Below are 14,079 nucleotides of genomic sequence, written 5' to 3'. Positions count from 1 at the left end.
CTCATCGGGTGATGGCTCCGCTACCGCCAGAGTGCAAGTCGGAAGCCGAGGGCCAAACCATTGCTTGATAACGCACGCTCTGCGCGGCCCAAATGGCTTGCTGCACAGCACGTGCCGTGACCTCTGCGGCCAGCACGCTCAGCGTCATCATGCCCACGGGCTCATCCTTGGGTTTGGCGGCACCGGTGGCCAGGGCGAACATGGCGTCGCCGTCCGACATGGTGTGTACCGGGTTGATGCTGCGTGCCAAACCGTCGTGCGCCACCTGGGCCAGCCGATGCGCCTGGGCTTTGGTGAGCGTGGCATCAGTCGCTACCACACCGATGGTGGTGTTGGTGCCGCGCAGCAGGGGCTTAGGGGTTTCGCCGTTCAGTAGCGCGTGTGCGGTGCCAAGCAGGGCAGTGCCATCGGCGGTGCGGGCTCCTGCTATGGGCTGGCCGGTGCTGGGGTTCACCACATCACCCAAGGCATTCACTGCGACCAACGCGCCCACGGTGATGCCATGCACGGTGATGGAGGCCGTGCCGATGCCGCCTTTCATGGCGCGCGCCACGCCAAACAGTTTGCCCACCAGGGCGCCAGCCCCGGCCCCCACATTGCCCTGGGCGGGCGGGTTGCGGCTGGCTTGTTGGCAGGCGCGGTAACCGGCTTCGGCATCAGGGCGAATGTTGGCGCCGCCGCCGGGGCCGCCTACGGGCAGATCAAACAGCACAGCCGCTGGCACCAGCGGCACCAGGCCGTAGTCGCCGCAGGGCAGGCCTACGCCTTGCTCCTCGAGCCAGCGCATCACACCACTGGCAGCCTCCAGCCCCCAGGCGCTGCCGCCGGCCAGGGTGATGGCATGCACACGATCGACCAGGTTGCTGGGGTGGAGTAAATCGGTTTCGCGTGTACCCGGCGCCGCGCCCCGCACGTCTACCCCGGCCACCGCACCTTCTCGCACGATGACCACGCTGCAGCCGGTGGGACGGCGGGAGTCGGTGAACTGCCCGACTTCAACCCCGAGCACATTGGTGATGGCGCCTAGGTGGGCTTCTGGTGCACCAGACGCAGGGATTTGCCCAAAGGGCGCAACGGAAGAGGGCGTCGCACAGGTTTCCGGGCTGGGCATTGCTGTTGGCAAGGAATTCTGGGTGAGCATGTTGCATTTCATTATGCAACCGCCTTTGAAATGTGGAAGGTTTGTGACAACCAGCACACAGATGTGCGTTGAGGGACTTTTTTTAATAGTCTAAATGCTCTTTTGTGCTTTTCTGATCTGCGTAGTGTGCTCTTGTTTTTGCACGACTTCCGTTGTGCGCGGTGTGTTGTCGCACACCGTTGCTCGAAACCAAACGTGGAACATGTGCGTGCGATTCGCAACAGTATTGATGGGTAAATGCGCAGTGGCGTGACTTATCACACGGACGCCTTTGTTGTTGCAACACCGCTCGCCCTTGAGAAGGATGGATTTGGTCACAATTACTTCAAGACGCTAACAACTTGCGGTGATTTCGCTGATTCTGATGCTTACTTCCTTCAAAAAATTCTCTTTCTCTGCCCTGTTTGTAGCTGCGCTGAGTGCTGTCGGCGCCGCCCAAGCGGCCCCTGTGGGCCTGGGGCTGGCTGGAGAATTCAATCTGGTCAGCCTGAATGACTTCAATGCATCGAACGGCAGCATTCAGGGCTCGGTGGCCGTGGGCGGTAATTTCACAGCGTCTGGCTACAGCATCAACAGCGGCAACGACGCATATGCGGGCGATGCCCTGGTGGTCGGCGGGAGTCTGAGTTTTAAGAACGGGTCGATCTCGAACGGCAATGTGGCCGTGGGCGGCAGCAAAACGACCTCAGGCTTGGGTTTTACGGGCGCTTGGGAAAGCGGCAGCGCGTCGGTGCCGTTCGCCCAATTGGCAGCCGACATGACCAGTTTGTCGAGTTCTTTGTCGGGCCTGAGCAGCACCGGCAAAACCGCCATCCAATGGGGCGGCATGACCTTTACTGGCACCAATTCGGCGGTGGAGATTTTCAACCTCTCGGGCGCAGACCTGTATTCGGTGAACTACTCCAGCTTCAGCCAACTGCTGGCGGGCAGCACCATCATCCTGAACATCAGCGGCGACGTGGCTGGTTTCAAGGGCGGCACGCCCAACGGCTTCAGCAACTACAACGTGCTGTACAACTTCTATGAAGCGACCGACCTGAATTTCGATGGCGTGGGCGTCGTCGGCAGCATCTTGGCGCCTTTGGCAACCGTCAGCGGCGGCAATGGCCAGATCAGCGGCAACGTGGTGGTGGGCTCATGGGATTCGAACATCTCCATCAACAACAACCATACCTTCACGACCACCGAAGTCGCGGCCTTTGAGGGTTTGAATAATGGATCCGCCGGCAAGGACAGCAATGCGGGTAATGGCACCAACCATGTACCTGAACCGGGCAGTCTGGCGTTGATGCTGTTGGGGTTTGCTGCGGCGGCTACGGCCACGGTAAAGGGGGCAAAAGTCCGTCCAGAATTGCGTGTCGCCAAGTTTTAGTATCGGCTTGCATAAAGCAAAAAAGCCTGGGGATGGTCTGTTCCCAGGTTTTTTGTTTTATAAATCATTAAGTTAAACGATTAACTTAATGTGATCTCTTTAATTTGAAGAGTCGCTACGGGTTCAACGGTTACGCGATTTCATGGCACGTTCCACCTCGCGTTTGCCTTCGCGGTCTTTGATGGTGTCGCGTTTGTCGTGCTCGGCCTTGCCCTTGGCCAGGGCCACTTCGCACTTCACGCGGCCATTTTTCCAGTGCAGGTTCAGCGGCACCAAGGTGTAGCCTTTTTGCTCAATCTTCACCGTTAGGCGCTTGATCTCTTCGCGATGAAGCAGCAGCTTCTTGGTGCGCACGGCGTCTGGGTTGACGTGGGTCGAAGCGCTTTTCAGAGGGTTGATCTGGCAGCCGATGATGAACATCTCGCCTTCGCGGATCACCACGTAGCCATCGGTAAGTTGCACCTTGCCTTCGCGCAGGGCTTTGACCTCCCAGCCTTCGAGCACCAAGCCGGCCTCGTACCGCTCTTCGAAAAAGTAGTTGTAGGCGGCCTTTTTGTTGTCGGCAATGCGGGAAGAAGTTTCAGGTTTTTTGGCCATGGGCGATAAATGAGGGCGGATCGGTTCTGCACAAGGCGTGTCTACAATCCGGCGCAGCCCGGCATTCTATGAAAAATGTAAATAAGTCAGTTCTCATTTGGTACAGCCCCCAGGAAATGTTCAACCTGGTGACGGCTGTGGACCAGTATCCGCAGTTTCTCCCCTGGTGCGACCGCGCCACGGTGTTGACGCAAGACGAACACGGCATGACGGCCGAAGTCGGCATTGCGTTCGGCGGCATTCACCAATCCTTCGTCACCCAAAACACCCATGTTGAGGGGCGCGAGGTGCACATGAAACTGGTGAAGGGCCCGTTCTCCAAACTGGAAGGCGTCTGGACGTTCGAGCCCGTGGGGGATGGTCAGCAGCGCGCCTGCAAGGTGGGCTTGTCGCTGCAGTATGGCTTTGACAGCCTGGCGCTGTCGGCCATCGTTGGCCCGGTGTTTGACCGCATTGCCGCCAGCATGGTCGATGCGTTTGTGAAACGCGCCGAGCAGGTGTACGGGTGACCTCCAAAGGTTTGCTCCAAGTGGTGGTGGCGTATTCGAGCGCTCCGCAGCAGGTTCTGGAGGTTGAGGTGACTTTGCCCGTAGGCGCCAAGCTGGCCGATGCGTTGGCGGCTGCAGGCCTTGGTGCCGAAAGCGCGGCTTGCGCCAGTGGCGAACTCCAAGCCGGCATCTGGGGCAGGGCGGCGAGCCTGCAAAAGCTATTGCATGACGGCGACCGTGTGGAGGTCTACCGCAAGCTGCGCGTCGATCCTAAAGTCGCCCGGCGTGAACGTTTTGCCACACAGGGCGCACGTGGGACTGGGCTGTTTGCCAATCGCCGGGCGGGCGGTAAAGCAGGCTACTAGCCGGAAGAAATCGTTCTTAACGGCAGTCTGACGCGATAATGTCTTGCAGCCGCTTGGTCTCAGCCGCGCGGGCCGAGTCGTCTAAAAACTCGCGTTCACCCTGCGCGTTGGTGCGCGCAATGCGAATGCCGGAGTCAAAGGTGTCTTTCGCCTGACGTGCCCGCAAGCAGTTCTCGGCCTTGTCTTTTGCGACTTTGTCGGCCTCTTGCTTTTTCTTCGCGGCTTCTGCGGCTTCGGCCTGTTTTTTCTTTTCTTCAAGCGCCGGGTCTACGCTCGAAATCTTTGGCGCCGCTTCAGATGCCGCTGGCGCGGCAGCGGGTGCTGCTGAGATGGGCTTGCTGCCTGCGGGCCGCTTCAGAATGTTTTTATCCGCAATGTCGGCCGGTGGCGCGCGGTCGCTGAACACCTTTTTGCCGTCTTTGTCGATCCATTGCCATTGGGCAAAAGCGCTGACTGAAAAGGCCATGGCGCCGAGGAAAAGAATGGTTTTGAGTTGACCCATTTGGGCAGTTTAGCGTCGTGGCGTGACGTTTAGTTGCAGGTTTACGTTTCAATTTTGCGTCGATTGTTGCGCCCAAGCTTCAGTTTCCCTAGCACCTGCAAATAACCGACGCAAGCAAGAGGGTCACACGCCCGAGTACAATCCGTCTTTTGGAGCTTTCAACTATGCGCCTGCTAGGAAAAGCGCTCACCTTCGACGATGTGTTGTTGGTGCCAGCGTACTCCCAAGTCCTTCCCAAGGACACTTCACTTGCGACCCGCCTCTCTCGCAACATCACACTGAACCTTCCGCTCGTGTCCGCCGCCATGGACACCGTCACCGAAGCACGTTTGGCTATCGCCATCGCGCAAGAAGGCGGTATGGGCATCGTGCACAAGAACTTGACCGCCAAGGAGCAGGCCGCAGAGGTTGCCAAGGTCAAGCGCTACGAATCCGGTGTGTTGCGTGACCCCGTCGTCATCACCCCCACGCACACCGTGCGTCAAGTGGTTGACCTGTCGGCGCAACTCGGCATTTCGGGTTTCCCGGTGTGCGACGGCGGCAAAGTCGTGGGTATCGTCACCAGCCGCGATTTGCGCTTCGAGACGCGTTACGACGTGCCCGTGAGCCAGATCATGACGCCGCGCGAAAAACTCGTCACCATCAAAGAAGGTGCATCCTTGGCTGAAGCCAAGGCACTGTTGAACAAGTCCAAGCTCGAACGCCTGCTCGTCATCAACGACGCGTTTGAGTTGAAGGGCCTGGTTACCGTCAAAGACATCACCAAGCAAACCAGCTTCCCCAACGCAGCACGCGACTCGCAAGGTCAATTGCGCGTGGGTGCTGCCGTGGGTGTGGGCGAGGGCACCGAAGAGCGCGTGGAAGCGCTGGTGCGCGCTGGTGTGGACGCCATTGTGGTGGACACCGCACACGGTCACAGCAAGGGCGTGATCGACCGCGTCCGTTGGGTCAAGCAAAACTACCCGCAGATTGACGTGATTGGCGGCAACATTGCCACCGGCGCAGCCGCGTTGGCCTTGGTCGAGGCCGGTGCTGACGCCGTAAAGGTCGGTATTGGCCCTGGCAGCATCTGCACCACGCGTATCGTCGCCGGTGTGGGCGTGCCGCAGATCATGGCCATCGACAGTGTGGCCACTGCGCTGCGCGACACCGGTGTGCCGTTGATTGCCGACGGTGGTATTCGTTACAGCGGCGACATCGCCAAAGCCATTGCCGCCGGTGCCAGCACGGTGATGATGGGTGGCATGTTTGCCGGGACCGAAGAAGCACCTGGTGAAGTGATCTTGTTCCAAGGCCGTAGCTACAAGAGCTACCGTGGCATGGGCAGCATTGGCGCCATGCAGCAAGGCAGTGCCGACCGTTACTTCCAGGAGTCGACCACGGGCAACCCCAACGCCGACAAACTGGTGCCCGAAGGCATCGAAGGCCGCGTGCCCTACAAGGGTTCGATGGTTTCGATTGTTTACCAAATGGCCGGTGGCGTGCGTGCCAGCATGGGGTATTGTGGCTGCGCGACGATCGAAGAGATGCGCAACAAGGCGGAGTTCGTTGAAATCACCGCTGCGGGTATCCGTGAAAGCCATGTGCACGATGTGCAGATCACCAAGGAGGCTCCTAACTATCGCGCAGAGTGATTTTCATAAGACTTCGCCGCAACAACCATATTGACACTTAAGGAGTATTTGATGGGCATGATTTCATTCTTCAAAGAAGCCGGTGAAAAGTTGTTCGGGAAGTCCCCGGAAATCGCGGCTGCCGTAGCCGAGCCAAGCAGTGCCGACAAGAGCGCAGCCGCCAACGCGGCTGCCGCTACCGCCATCGGCACCTACATCCGCACGCAAAACCTGCCCACAGACGGCCTGACGATCACCTTTGACGGTGCAACGCAGTTCGTCACAGTGGCGGGTACGGTGGCTGACCAAGCCACCAAAGAGAAAATCGTGCTGTGTTGTGGCAACGTGCAAGGTGTGGCCGGTGTGAACGACGAATTGCAGTCGTCCGCACCAGCCGACCAGTCGCAGTTCCACATCGTGGCCAAGGGCGACACTTTGAGCGCCATCGCCAAGAAGTTCTACAACAACGCCAACGCGTACCCGCAGATCTTCGAAGCGAACAAACCCATGTTGACGCACCCGGACAAGATCTATCCTGGCCAGGTGCTGCGCATTCCGCCTCAAGCGTAAAGACTTCTTTGTCTCATGTCGGGCAGCCCAGCTGCCCGTTTTTTGTTTTTGACCATGCAACATCAAAAAATCCTCATCCTCGACTTCGGCTCCCAGGTCACGCAACTGATCGCCCGCCGCGTCCGTGAAGCCCACGTGTACTGCGAAGTGCACCCCTGTGATGTGAGCGAAGACTGGATTCGCAGCTTTGCGGCCGATGGTCAGCTCAAGGGCGTGATCTTGTCCGGCAGCCACGCCAGCGTGTACGAAGACACGACCGACAAGGCACCCGCGGTGGTTTTTGATTTGGGCATTCCGGTTCTCGGCATTTGCTACGGCATGCAGACCATGGCGCACCAGTTGGGCGGCAAGGTCGAGGGCGGGCACCAACGCGAATTCGGCTTTGCCGAAGTGCGCGCGCATGGTCACACCAAGCTGCTCGAAGGCTTGGAAGATTTCGCCACGGCTGACGGCCACGGCATGCTCAACGTGTGGATGAGCCACGGCGACAAGGTGGTTGATTTGCCACCCGGCTTCAAGCTTATGGCCAGCACCCCGAGCTGCCCCATCGCCGGCATGGCGGATGAGACCCGTGGTTTCTACGGCGTTCAGTTCCACCCCGAAGTCACGCATACTGTGCAGGGCCAGGCGCTACTCAACCGCTTTGTGCTGCGTATCTGCGGCACGCGCCCAGACTGGATCATGGGCGACTACATCACTGAGGCCGTGGAAAAGATCCGCGCGCAAGTGGGTGATGAAGAAGTCATTCTCGGCTTGTCCGGCGGTGTCGATTCCAGCGTGGCTGCCGCGCTGATCCACCGCGCCATTGGTGACCAATTGACCTGCGTGTTCGTTGACCACGGCCTGCTGCGCCTGAACGAGGGCGACATGGTCATGGACATGTTTGTCGGCAAGCTGCATGCCAAGGTCATCCGAGCTGACGCCAGCGACCTGTTCCTGGGCAAGCTGGCAGGGGTTTCCGACCCTGAAGCCAAGCGCAAGATCATCGGCGGCGAGTTCGTCACGGTGTTCAAGCAAGAAGCGGCCAAGCTCAAGGCCGGCGGTGGCGGCCACAAGGGTGCGACCTTCCTGGCGCAGGGCACGATTTACCCAGACGTGATCGAGTCTGGTGGCGCCAAGAGCAAGAAGGCCGTCACCATCAAGAGCCACCACAACGTCGGTGGCCTGCCCGAACAGTTGGGTCTGAAGCTGCTGGAGCCGTTGCGCGACCTGTTCAAGGACGAAGTACGCGAACTGGGCGTGGCCCTGGGCCTGCCGCCCGAGATGGTCTACCGCCACCCGTTCCCCGGCCCCGGCCTGGGCGTGCGCATCCTGGGGGAAGTGAAGAAGGAATACGCCGACCTGCTGCGCCGTGCCGACGCCATCTTCATCGAAGAACTGCGCAACTTCAAAGACGCGGAAACCGGCAAGACCTGGTACGAACTGACCAGCCAAGCCTTCACCGTGTTCTTGCCCGTGAAGAGCGTGGGCGTGATGGGCGACGGCCGTACCTACGACTACGTGGTGGCTCTGCGCGCCGTGCAAACCAGTGACTTCATGACCGCCGACTGGGCGGAGCTGCCCTACGCGCTATTGAAGAAAGTGTCTGGCCGCATCATCAACGAAGTACGTGGCATCAACCGCGTGACCTACGACGTGTCGAGCAAACCACCGGCAACGATCGAGTGGGAATAATGGCTTACTAAAGCCTTTAAGGGACCGATCGCGATGCACAACCAACACAGGTTTTTCTTCGCGGTTCGGCCTACCATTCAGGCCGGAACGATGGCGCTGGATGTAGCGCAACAGCAAATCGTTTTGCACCACTTGCTCGGCAAGCCATTGGCTTTAAGCCGTTTGCACGTGACGCTGCATTGCTCCCCCTTGTACGACCACGTTCCCGAAGACCTGTTTCAGCGGGCGAGGGCAGCAGGTGGCCTCGTCGAGATGGAGCCCTTCAGCGTCGGCTTTGACCGTGTCGGTAGTTTGGGAGGCGAAAAGGTCGGGGGGCTGGCACTGACTGGCAGCGGCCGTGAACTCAAAGAGTTGGGCTACTTGCAACGTGCTGTGGCATCGGCGATGCAAGCTACAGGCATAGGCGAATTCATTCGCGAGCGATTTAGCCCTCACGTAAGCCTACTTTATGGTTGGCAACATGTGGCCCGCGAGCCTGTCGCCCCCATTCGCTGGCAGGTGGATGAGCTTGTGTTGATACACAGCTATGTTGGTCTAGGCAATTATGTTGATCTTGGCACCTGGCCATTAAAAAGTCGGCAACTCAGGCTCGCCGACTGGTAGCTGTCCGCCGTGTTGGCGATGACTTAAAAAACCGACAACCCCGTCATGCTGGTAAACATCTCCAGCGCCCGCATCCCCAACAACGAGTTCCCCGTATGGTCCAGCGCTGGCGACCACACGCATAGGCTCAGCGTATCGGGCACCACGGCGATGATGCCGCCGCCCACGCCGCTCTTGCACGGCAAGCCAATGCGGTAAGCAAACTCGCCCGCTGCGTCGTAGGTGCCGCAGGTCAACATCACGGCGTTGATGCGACGGGTTTGGCGCTCGGTCAGCATTTTCTGGTCGGGGTGGAAGGGGTGGGCGCCATCGGCGCACAGCACGGCGGCGGCGCGAGCGAGCTGTTGGCAGCTCATGCGCACCGAGCAGTGGTGGAAGTAGGCTTCGAGGACTTTGTCGACGTCGTTCTCGATGCGGCCAAAACTCTTCATGAAGTTGGCCAGTGCAATGTTGCGAAAGCCGGTAGCGGCTTCTGACGCGGCCACCACTTCATCAAAAAACACTGGCTCGTTGCACAGGCTGCCCAGCAGCTTCAGCATCTCGGCCTTGGGGTCCATGTGGCTCAGCAAACGGTCTACCAGAGCAATGGCGCCGGCGTTGATGAACGGGTTGCGCGGCACACCTTGTTCGTTTTCCAGCTGCACCAGCGAGTTGAAGGCGCTGCCAGATGGCTCGCGGCCAATGTGCTTCCACAGGCTTTCGCCCATGAGCCGCATGCCCATACCGAGCGCAAACACCTTCGAAATACTCTGAATGGAAAACGGCGTGGCGAAATCGCCTGCTGCTGCCTCGCGGCCCACGTAAGTGCGCAGCGCAATGCCGAACTGCGTGGCTGGCACATTAGCCAGCGCCGGAATGTAGTTGGCCACGCGGCCTTCTTTGCCGAGCTCGGGACGGATGGCTTCGACGATGTCGTCGAGGATGGGTTGAAAGTCCATGGTGCGGCGGTCTCTCTTTTTTCAGTGTGGTCCACGATGTTCCGCTGCATTCTGCATGCCGCGCACTTCAGCGTGTGCAAACGTGCCACTAAAAATCCAGCGGAAGCAACCGCTTTCAATTTCGCCCGGCTAAGCTTCGGGGACAACGCCTGAGCAAGGCAATGCCGGTCATTAAGTGCAGCGAAAATGAAATGCTCTGTTGAAACGCTGCACTGATGTCTCAAACTCTCGCCTCTATCGCTTCTCCTGATCTTTCCTCTGCCCGCTGGGGCGTTCGCACGCTGTTCTTTTTTGCCGGCTTGATGTTCGCCACCTGGGGCGTGCACATCCCCACGGTGAAGGCGCTCTACGGGCTGAACGAGGCCGATCTCGGTCTGTTGATATTGGCGGCTGGGCTAGGCGCGGTTACCGGCTTGTTGGGCGCAGGCTTTTCCATCGGGCGGTTTGGCGCCAAGCGCATGGTGTGGCTCTGTGGGGGCATCACGGCGATCGCTTTGGCGGGCCTGGTGTCGATGCCAGGGTTTGGCGCTTTGATGGTGTTGTTGGCCGTGTTTGGCTTGTGCAGCAGCACCATGGACGTGGCCATGAACGCCGAAGCTTCTGAGTTGGAGCGGCTGGAAGGGCGCCCTCAAATGAGCGGCTACCACGGCATGTTCAGCGCTGGTGGAATGGTAGGGGCGGGCATCGGCAGCGCTTTGCTGTCGTTTGACGTGACGCCCTCGCATCACTTGTGGGGCGTGACCATCTTGTCCCTTCTCGCCCTGGTCTGGGCCGGCTCGACCCTGCTTCCGCCCGCGCCGCACGAGGGCGAGGCCAGCCACTTTCGCGTGCCGCGCGGTGTGTTGTTGATGCTCGGCTTGATGGGAGCGCTCGGCTTTGTGGTGGAAGGCGCCATGTACGACTGGAGCGTGCTGTTCGTCAAACAAGAGGTGGGCGCGAGCCAGAACGTGGCCGCCTTGGCCTACGCCGGTTTCTCGGCCGCCATGGCCATCACCCGGTTTGGTGGCGACTGGCTGCGCGCGCGCTTTTCTTCAGCCGCCTTGCTGCGTGCCAGCGCAGGGCTGGCCGCTGCGGGCATGGTGTTCGGCTTGATGGCCAGCCACCCGGTGCAAGCCCTGGTGGGCTTTGCCATCGTCGGTGTGGGGCTGGCCAATGTGGTGCCGGTGTTGTTCAGCGCGGCTGCGCGCGCGCCTGGGGTCACGCCTGCGCATGGCATTGCGTCGGTGGCATCGCTGGGCTACATGGGCTTTATGGTGGGGCCACCCATCGTGGGCTTTGTGGCCCATCTGAGTTCACTCACAGTGGCGCTGTTCGCCGTGGCCATGTTGGCCGTCATCATGGCCGTGGTGGCGCCGCGTGCGGTGCGGCAGGTGGCTTGAGGCAAGTTAGCCAATCTCTGCAGAGAACATTGGCCTACAGTCGTTTCCGCATGTACGTGAGTGATCCATAGAGTGATCCATAATTTGTAGCGACTTACCGTTCGTAGTGCTGCAGCGCTTTCAGCATGTTGGAGTTGTGCCGCCCCGATTTCAGGAGACAAGCCTATGGCCCACGAGCCCACCGCAGCATCGCCCGCTGCCGAGTCTTTGCATTACCTCAGCGGCTTCGCCAACGAATTCGCCACCGAAGCTTTACCTGGCGCCTTGCCAGTAGGCCGCAACGCACCGCAGCGCGCGCCCTATGGCTTGTATGCCGAACAGTTGTCAGGCACGGCGTTCACCGCGCCGCGCCATAGCAACCGCCGCTCGTGGCTTTACCGCATTCGGCCCGCAGCCATGCACGAACCCTTTGTGCCCAGCAAGTGTGGTCACCGCTGGTTGAGCTGGGGTCATGGCATTGGCGACACACCCGCGTCACCGAATCAGATGCGCTGGAGCCCACTCCCCATGCCGCCAGCCTTGCAGGCCACCGACTTTGTGGACGGCATGGTCACCATGGGCGGCAACACGGGCTGCGGCATCCATCTGTATGCGGCCAACCGTTCGATGGAGCGGCGCTTTTTCTACAACGCCGATGGCGAGTTGCTCATCGTGCCCCAACTTGGCCGCTTGGAAATTGCGACTGAACTCGGCATGCTTTTAGTCGAGCCACAAGAGATCGCGGTGATTCCGCGCGGCGTGCGTTTTCAAGTACGTTTGCCGAACGGTGCGGCACGTGGCTACGTTTGCGAGAACTATGGCGCGCTGTTGCGTTTGCCTGACCTTGGCGTCATCGGCTCCAACGGCCTGGCCAATCCGCGCGACTTCCTCACGCCCGTGGCCGCGTATGAAGACCGCGAGGGCAGCTTTGAACTGGTAGCGCGCTTCCAGGGGCGCATGTGGTCGGCAGCCATCAGCCATTCGCCGCTCGATGTGGTGGCTTGGCACGGCAACTACGCGCCGTACAAATACGACCTGCGCCGCTTCAACACCATTGGCTCCATCAGCTACGACCACCCAGATCCGTCCATCTTCCTGGTGATGCAAGCACCGAGCGATACGCCGGGCGTCGACACCCTCGACTTCGTGATCTTTCCACCGCGCTGGCTGGTAGCCGAAGACACCTTCCGGCCGCCATGGTTCCACCGCAATTTTGCGAGTGAGTTCATGGGCCTGATCCACGGCGTGTACGACGCCAAGGCCGAGGGCTTCGAGCCGGGAGGGTGCTCGCTGCACAACTGCATGAGCGGCCATGGGCCCGATGCGGATACCTTCACCAAAGCCAGCGCGGCTGACACCACCAAAGCCCACCGCGTGAGCGACACCATGGCCTTCATGTTTGAAACGCCTACCGTCATCCAGCCTACGCGCTTCGCTATCGAGAGCGCGCAGTTGCAGGCCGATTACTACCGCTGCTGGCAAGGCCTGCAGAAGAACTTCAACCCTGCACAGCGCTGAGCCACGCTGAACTGATATGTCCCAACTCAATGAAACCCACGACCCCAGCCTGCGCAGCTGGGTTGTTTCGGCCAACCAGCCCGGCTCCGACTTTCCCATCCAGAACCTGCCGTTCGGCGCCTTTCGCCCGGCCGACAGCGCGCAGCACCTGCGCATTGGCGTGGCCATTGGCACGCAGATTCTGGATCTGACGGCGGTCGCTCGCCTCAACCTGTTCACGGGTGATGCGGCCAAAGGGCTCAAGGCCGCGTCGAGCGAAAGCCTTAACAAGTTGATGGCACAGGGCCCGCAGGTTTGGTCAGCGCTGCGTCTGGCTTTGTCGAAGGCCTTGCGCGAAGGCGCGCCCGAGCAAGCGCAGTTGACCGCCGCACTGATCCCGCAAGACCAGGCCGAGTTGGCCGTGCCCGCGCAGATTGGCGATTACACCGACTTCTACACCTCGGTGCACCACGCCACCAACATCGGCCGTTTGTTCCGCCCCGACAGCCCGCTCATGCCCAACTACAAATGGGTGCCGATTGGCTACCACGGTCGTGCTTCCAGCATTGGCGTGTCGGGCCAAAGCTTTGCACGGCCCAAGGGCCAGACCCTGCCGGCCGGTGCCACCGAGCCCGTGTTCGGCCCGTGCAAACGCATGGACTACGAGTTGGAGCTCGGCGTGTTCATCGGCCACGGCAATGCCTTGGGCGACCCCATCGCCATCGCGGATGCCGAAGCGCATGTGTTCGGCCTGTGCATCTTGAACGACTGGTCGGCGCGCGACATCCAAGCGTGGGAATACCAGCCGCTCGGCCCGTTTTTGTCGAAAAACTTTGCCAGCACCATCTCGCCGTGGGTGGTCACGTTGGAGGCCTTGGCGCCTTACCGCGTGGCGTTCGACCGACCCACCGACGACCCGCAGCCACTGCCGTATCTGCAAGGCGCTGCGAACAGCGCCTCAGGTGCTTTTGACGTGCAGTTGGAAGTACGCTTGCTGACACCACGCATGCGCGCAGCGAAAGAAGAGGGTGCTGCCATTTCGCGCACCAGCTACCGCCACGCCTACTGGACGGTGGCGCAAATGGTGGCGCACCATACCGTCAATGGCTGCAATCTTCAGCCTGGCGACCTGTTGGGCACGGGTACGTTGTCGGGCCCTACGCTCGACCAAGCCGGGGCTTTGATTGAACTCTCGGCTGGTGGCAAAAATCCACTGAATCTGCCCGGTGGCGAAACCCGCACCTTCCTGGAGGATGGCGACACAGTCGAGATCACTGGTTGGTGCGAAAAGCCCGGCGCCGCGCGGATCGGCTTTGGTGTTTGCGCGGGAACGGTGCTGCCGGCCCGGGTGTAGCTGTCTT

Annotated in this window: 14 protein-coding genes; 10 read left to right on the top strand and 4 right to left on the bottom strand. The window is 60.3% G+C overall.

The features are described 5' to 3' along the window. Position 1 precedes the first annotated feature (1 nt). Positions 2 to 1,111, bottom strand: coding sequence for a P1 family peptidase (locus ACPWMG_RS14555; RefSeq protein ID WP_483305249.1), 1,110 nt, complete (start codon positions 1,109 to 1,111; stop codon positions 2 to 4). Positions 1,112 to 1,505: 394 nt separating this feature from the next. On the opposite strand from ACPWMG_RS14555, the gene ACPWMG_RS14550 reads away from it, so the two are divergent. Continuing rightward, entirely contained in the window at positions 1,506 to 2,513 is a 1,008-nt protein-coding gene (locus tag ACPWMG_RS14550) for a choice-of-anchor A family protein (RefSeq protein ID WP_483300208.1), read from the top strand. Between the two features lie 123 nt (positions 2,514 to 2,636). Here the strand turns inward: ACPWMG_RS14550 and smpB are convergent, their stop codons facing one another. Then, the gene (smpB, locus tag ACPWMG_RS14545) at positions 2,637 to 3,110 is read right to left on the bottom strand and encodes an SsrA-binding protein SmpB (RefSeq protein WP_483300207.1); all 474 of its coding nucleotides are present in this window, start codon (positions 3,108 to 3,110) and stop codon (positions 2,637 to 2,639) included. Positions 3,111 to 3,178: 68 nt separating this feature from the next. Here smpB and ACPWMG_RS14540 point away from each other — a divergent pair, with 68 nt between their 5' ends. Together ACPWMG_RS14540 and ACPWMG_RS14535 are read left to right on the top strand one after the other, a co-directional pair. Further along, on the top strand, positions 3,179 to 3,619 hold the full coding sequence (locus ACPWMG_RS14540) for a type II toxin-antitoxin system RatA family toxin (protein ID WP_483300206.1): 441 nt from the start codon (positions 3,179 to 3,181) through the stop codon (positions 3,617 to 3,619). Further along, positions 3,616 to 3,963, top strand: coding sequence for an RnfH family protein (locus ACPWMG_RS14535; protein WP_483300205.1), 348 nt, complete (start codon positions 3,616 to 3,618; stop codon positions 3,961 to 3,963). The genes ACPWMG_RS14540 and ACPWMG_RS14535 overlap by 4 nt, the downstream gene beginning before the upstream one ends. A gap of 16 nt (positions 3,964 to 3,979) precedes the next feature. Here the strand turns inward: ACPWMG_RS14535 and ACPWMG_RS14530 are convergent, their stop codons facing one another. After that, complete coding sequence (locus tag ACPWMG_RS14530; protein ID WP_483300204.1) at positions 3,980 to 4,465, bottom strand: DUF4124 domain-containing protein; 486 nt, start codon at positions 4,463 to 4,465, stop codon at positions 3,980 to 3,982. Positions 4,466 to 4,629: 164 nt separating this feature from the next. Between ACPWMG_RS14530 and guaB the strand changes: the two genes are divergently transcribed. The 4 genes from guaB to ACPWMG_RS14510 are packed head-to-tail and all read left to right on the top strand — an operon-like array spanning position 4,630 to position 8,925. Further along, on the top strand, positions 4,630 to 6,099 hold the full coding sequence (guaB, locus tag ACPWMG_RS14525) for an IMP dehydrogenase (protein WP_483300203.1): 1,470 nt from the start codon (positions 4,630 to 4,632) through the stop codon (positions 6,097 to 6,099). A 51-nt stretch (positions 6,100 to 6,150) separates the two neighbouring features. Then, positions 6,151 to 6,648 (top strand): peptidoglycan-binding protein LysM, encoded by a 498-nt coding sequence (gene lysM / locus ACPWMG_RS14520; protein ID WP_483300202.1) that lies wholly within the window; start codon positions 6,151 to 6,153, stop codon positions 6,646 to 6,648. Positions 6,649 to 6,702: 54 nt separating this feature from the next. After that, entirely contained in the window at positions 6,703 to 8,322 is a 1,620-nt protein-coding gene (gene guaA, locus ACPWMG_RS14515; RefSeq protein ID WP_483300201.1) for a glutamine-hydrolyzing GMP synthase, read from the top strand. Between the two features lie 33 nt (positions 8,323 to 8,355). Further along, positions 8,356 to 8,925, top strand: a complete 570-nt coding sequence (locus tag ACPWMG_RS14510) for a 2'-5' RNA ligase family protein (RefSeq protein WP_483300200.1) — start codon at positions 8,356 to 8,358, stop codon at positions 8,923 to 8,925. Between the two features lie 23 nt (positions 8,926 to 8,948). Here ACPWMG_RS14510 and ACPWMG_RS14505 read toward each other — a convergent pair whose 3' ends face one another. Beyond that, on the bottom strand, positions 8,949 to 9,863 hold the full coding sequence (locus tag ACPWMG_RS14505; protein ID WP_483300199.1) for a glutaminase: 915 nt from the start codon (positions 9,861 to 9,863) through the stop codon (positions 8,949 to 8,951). Between the two features lie 215 nt (positions 9,864 to 10,078). On the opposite strand from ACPWMG_RS14505, the gene ACPWMG_RS14500 reads away from it, so the two are divergent. The 3 genes from ACPWMG_RS14500 to fahA all read left to right on the top strand — a co-directional run bounded on the left by ACPWMG_RS14500 (position 10,079) and on the right by fahA (position 14,072). Continuing rightward, complete coding sequence (locus tag ACPWMG_RS14500) at positions 10,079 to 11,242, top strand: MFS transporter (protein ID WP_483300198.1); 1,164 nt, start codon at positions 10,079 to 10,081, stop codon at positions 11,240 to 11,242. A gap of 165 nt (positions 11,243 to 11,407) precedes the next feature. Beyond that, a complete protein-coding gene (gene hmgA, locus ACPWMG_RS14495) occupies positions 11,408 to 12,739 on the top strand; it encodes a homogentisate 1,2-dioxygenase (RefSeq protein ID WP_483300197.1) in 1,332 nt (443 codons plus the stop codon). A 16-nt stretch (positions 12,740 to 12,755) separates the two neighbouring features. Then, entirely contained in the window at positions 12,756 to 14,072 is a 1,317-nt protein-coding gene (gene fahA, locus ACPWMG_RS14490) for a fumarylacetoacetase (protein ID WP_483300196.1), read from the top strand. The last annotated feature ends 7 nt before the right edge of the window (positions 14,073 to 14,079 follow it).

The organism is Hydrophilobacter chitinilyticus, from assembly GCF_049860745.1.
Lineage (GTDB): Bacteria > Pseudomonadota > Gammaproteobacteria > Burkholderiales > Burkholderiaceae_C > Rhodoferax_B.
Note: the sequence above shows the minus strand (reverse complement) of the source record. Positions and strands in the feature narration are given on the sequence as shown.

Excerpts from the sequence above, each read along its gene's own strand:
- ACPWMG_RS14555 (WP_483305249.1), bottom strand. The coding sequence starts at position 1,111 with ATGCCCAGCCCGGAAACCTGTGCGACGCCCTCTTCCGTTGCGCCCTTT.
- ACPWMG_RS14510 (WP_483300200.1), top strand. The coding sequence starts at position 8,356 with ATGCACAACCAACACAGGTTTTTCTTCGCGGTTCGGCCTACCATTCAG.
- ACPWMG_RS14540 (WP_483300206.1), top strand. The coding sequence starts at position 3,179 with ATGAAAAATGTAAATAAGTCAGTTCTCATTTGGTACAGCCCCCAGGAA.
- ACPWMG_RS14500 (WP_483300198.1), top strand. The coding sequence starts at position 10,079 with ATGTCTCAAACTCTCGCCTCTATCGCTTCTCCTGATCTTTCCTCTGCC.
- hmgA (WP_483300197.1), top strand. The coding sequence starts at position 11,408 with ATGGCCCACGAGCCCACCGCAGCATCGCCCGCTGCCGAGTCTTTGCAT.
- ACPWMG_RS14505 (WP_483300199.1), bottom strand. The coding sequence starts at position 9,863 with ATGGACTTTCAACCCATCCTCGACGACATCGTCGAAGCCATCCGTCCC.
- smpB (WP_483300207.1), bottom strand. The coding sequence starts at position 3,110 with ATGGCCAAAAAACCTGAAACTTCTTCCCGCATTGCCGACAACAAAAAG.
- guaA (WP_483300201.1), top strand. The coding sequence starts at position 6,703 with ATGCAACATCAAAAAATCCTCATCCTCGACTTCGGCTCCCAGGTCACG.
- fahA (WP_483300196.1), top strand. The coding sequence starts at position 12,756 with ATGTCCCAACTCAATGAAACCCACGACCCCAGCCTGCGCAGCTGGGTT.
- lysM (WP_483300202.1), top strand. The coding sequence starts at position 6,151 with ATGGGCATGATTTCATTCTTCAAAGAAGCCGGTGAAAAGTTGTTCGGG.
- ACPWMG_RS14530 (WP_483300204.1), bottom strand. The coding sequence starts at position 4,465 with ATGGGTCAACTCAAAACCATTCTTTTCCTCGGCGCCATGGCCTTTTCA.
- ACPWMG_RS14550 (WP_483300208.1), top strand. The coding sequence starts at position 1,506 with ATGCTTACTTCCTTCAAAAAATTCTCTTTCTCTGCCCTGTTTGTAGCT.
- guaB (WP_483300203.1), top strand. The coding sequence starts at position 4,630 with ATGCGCCTGCTAGGAAAAGCGCTCACCTTCGACGATGTGTTGTTGGTG.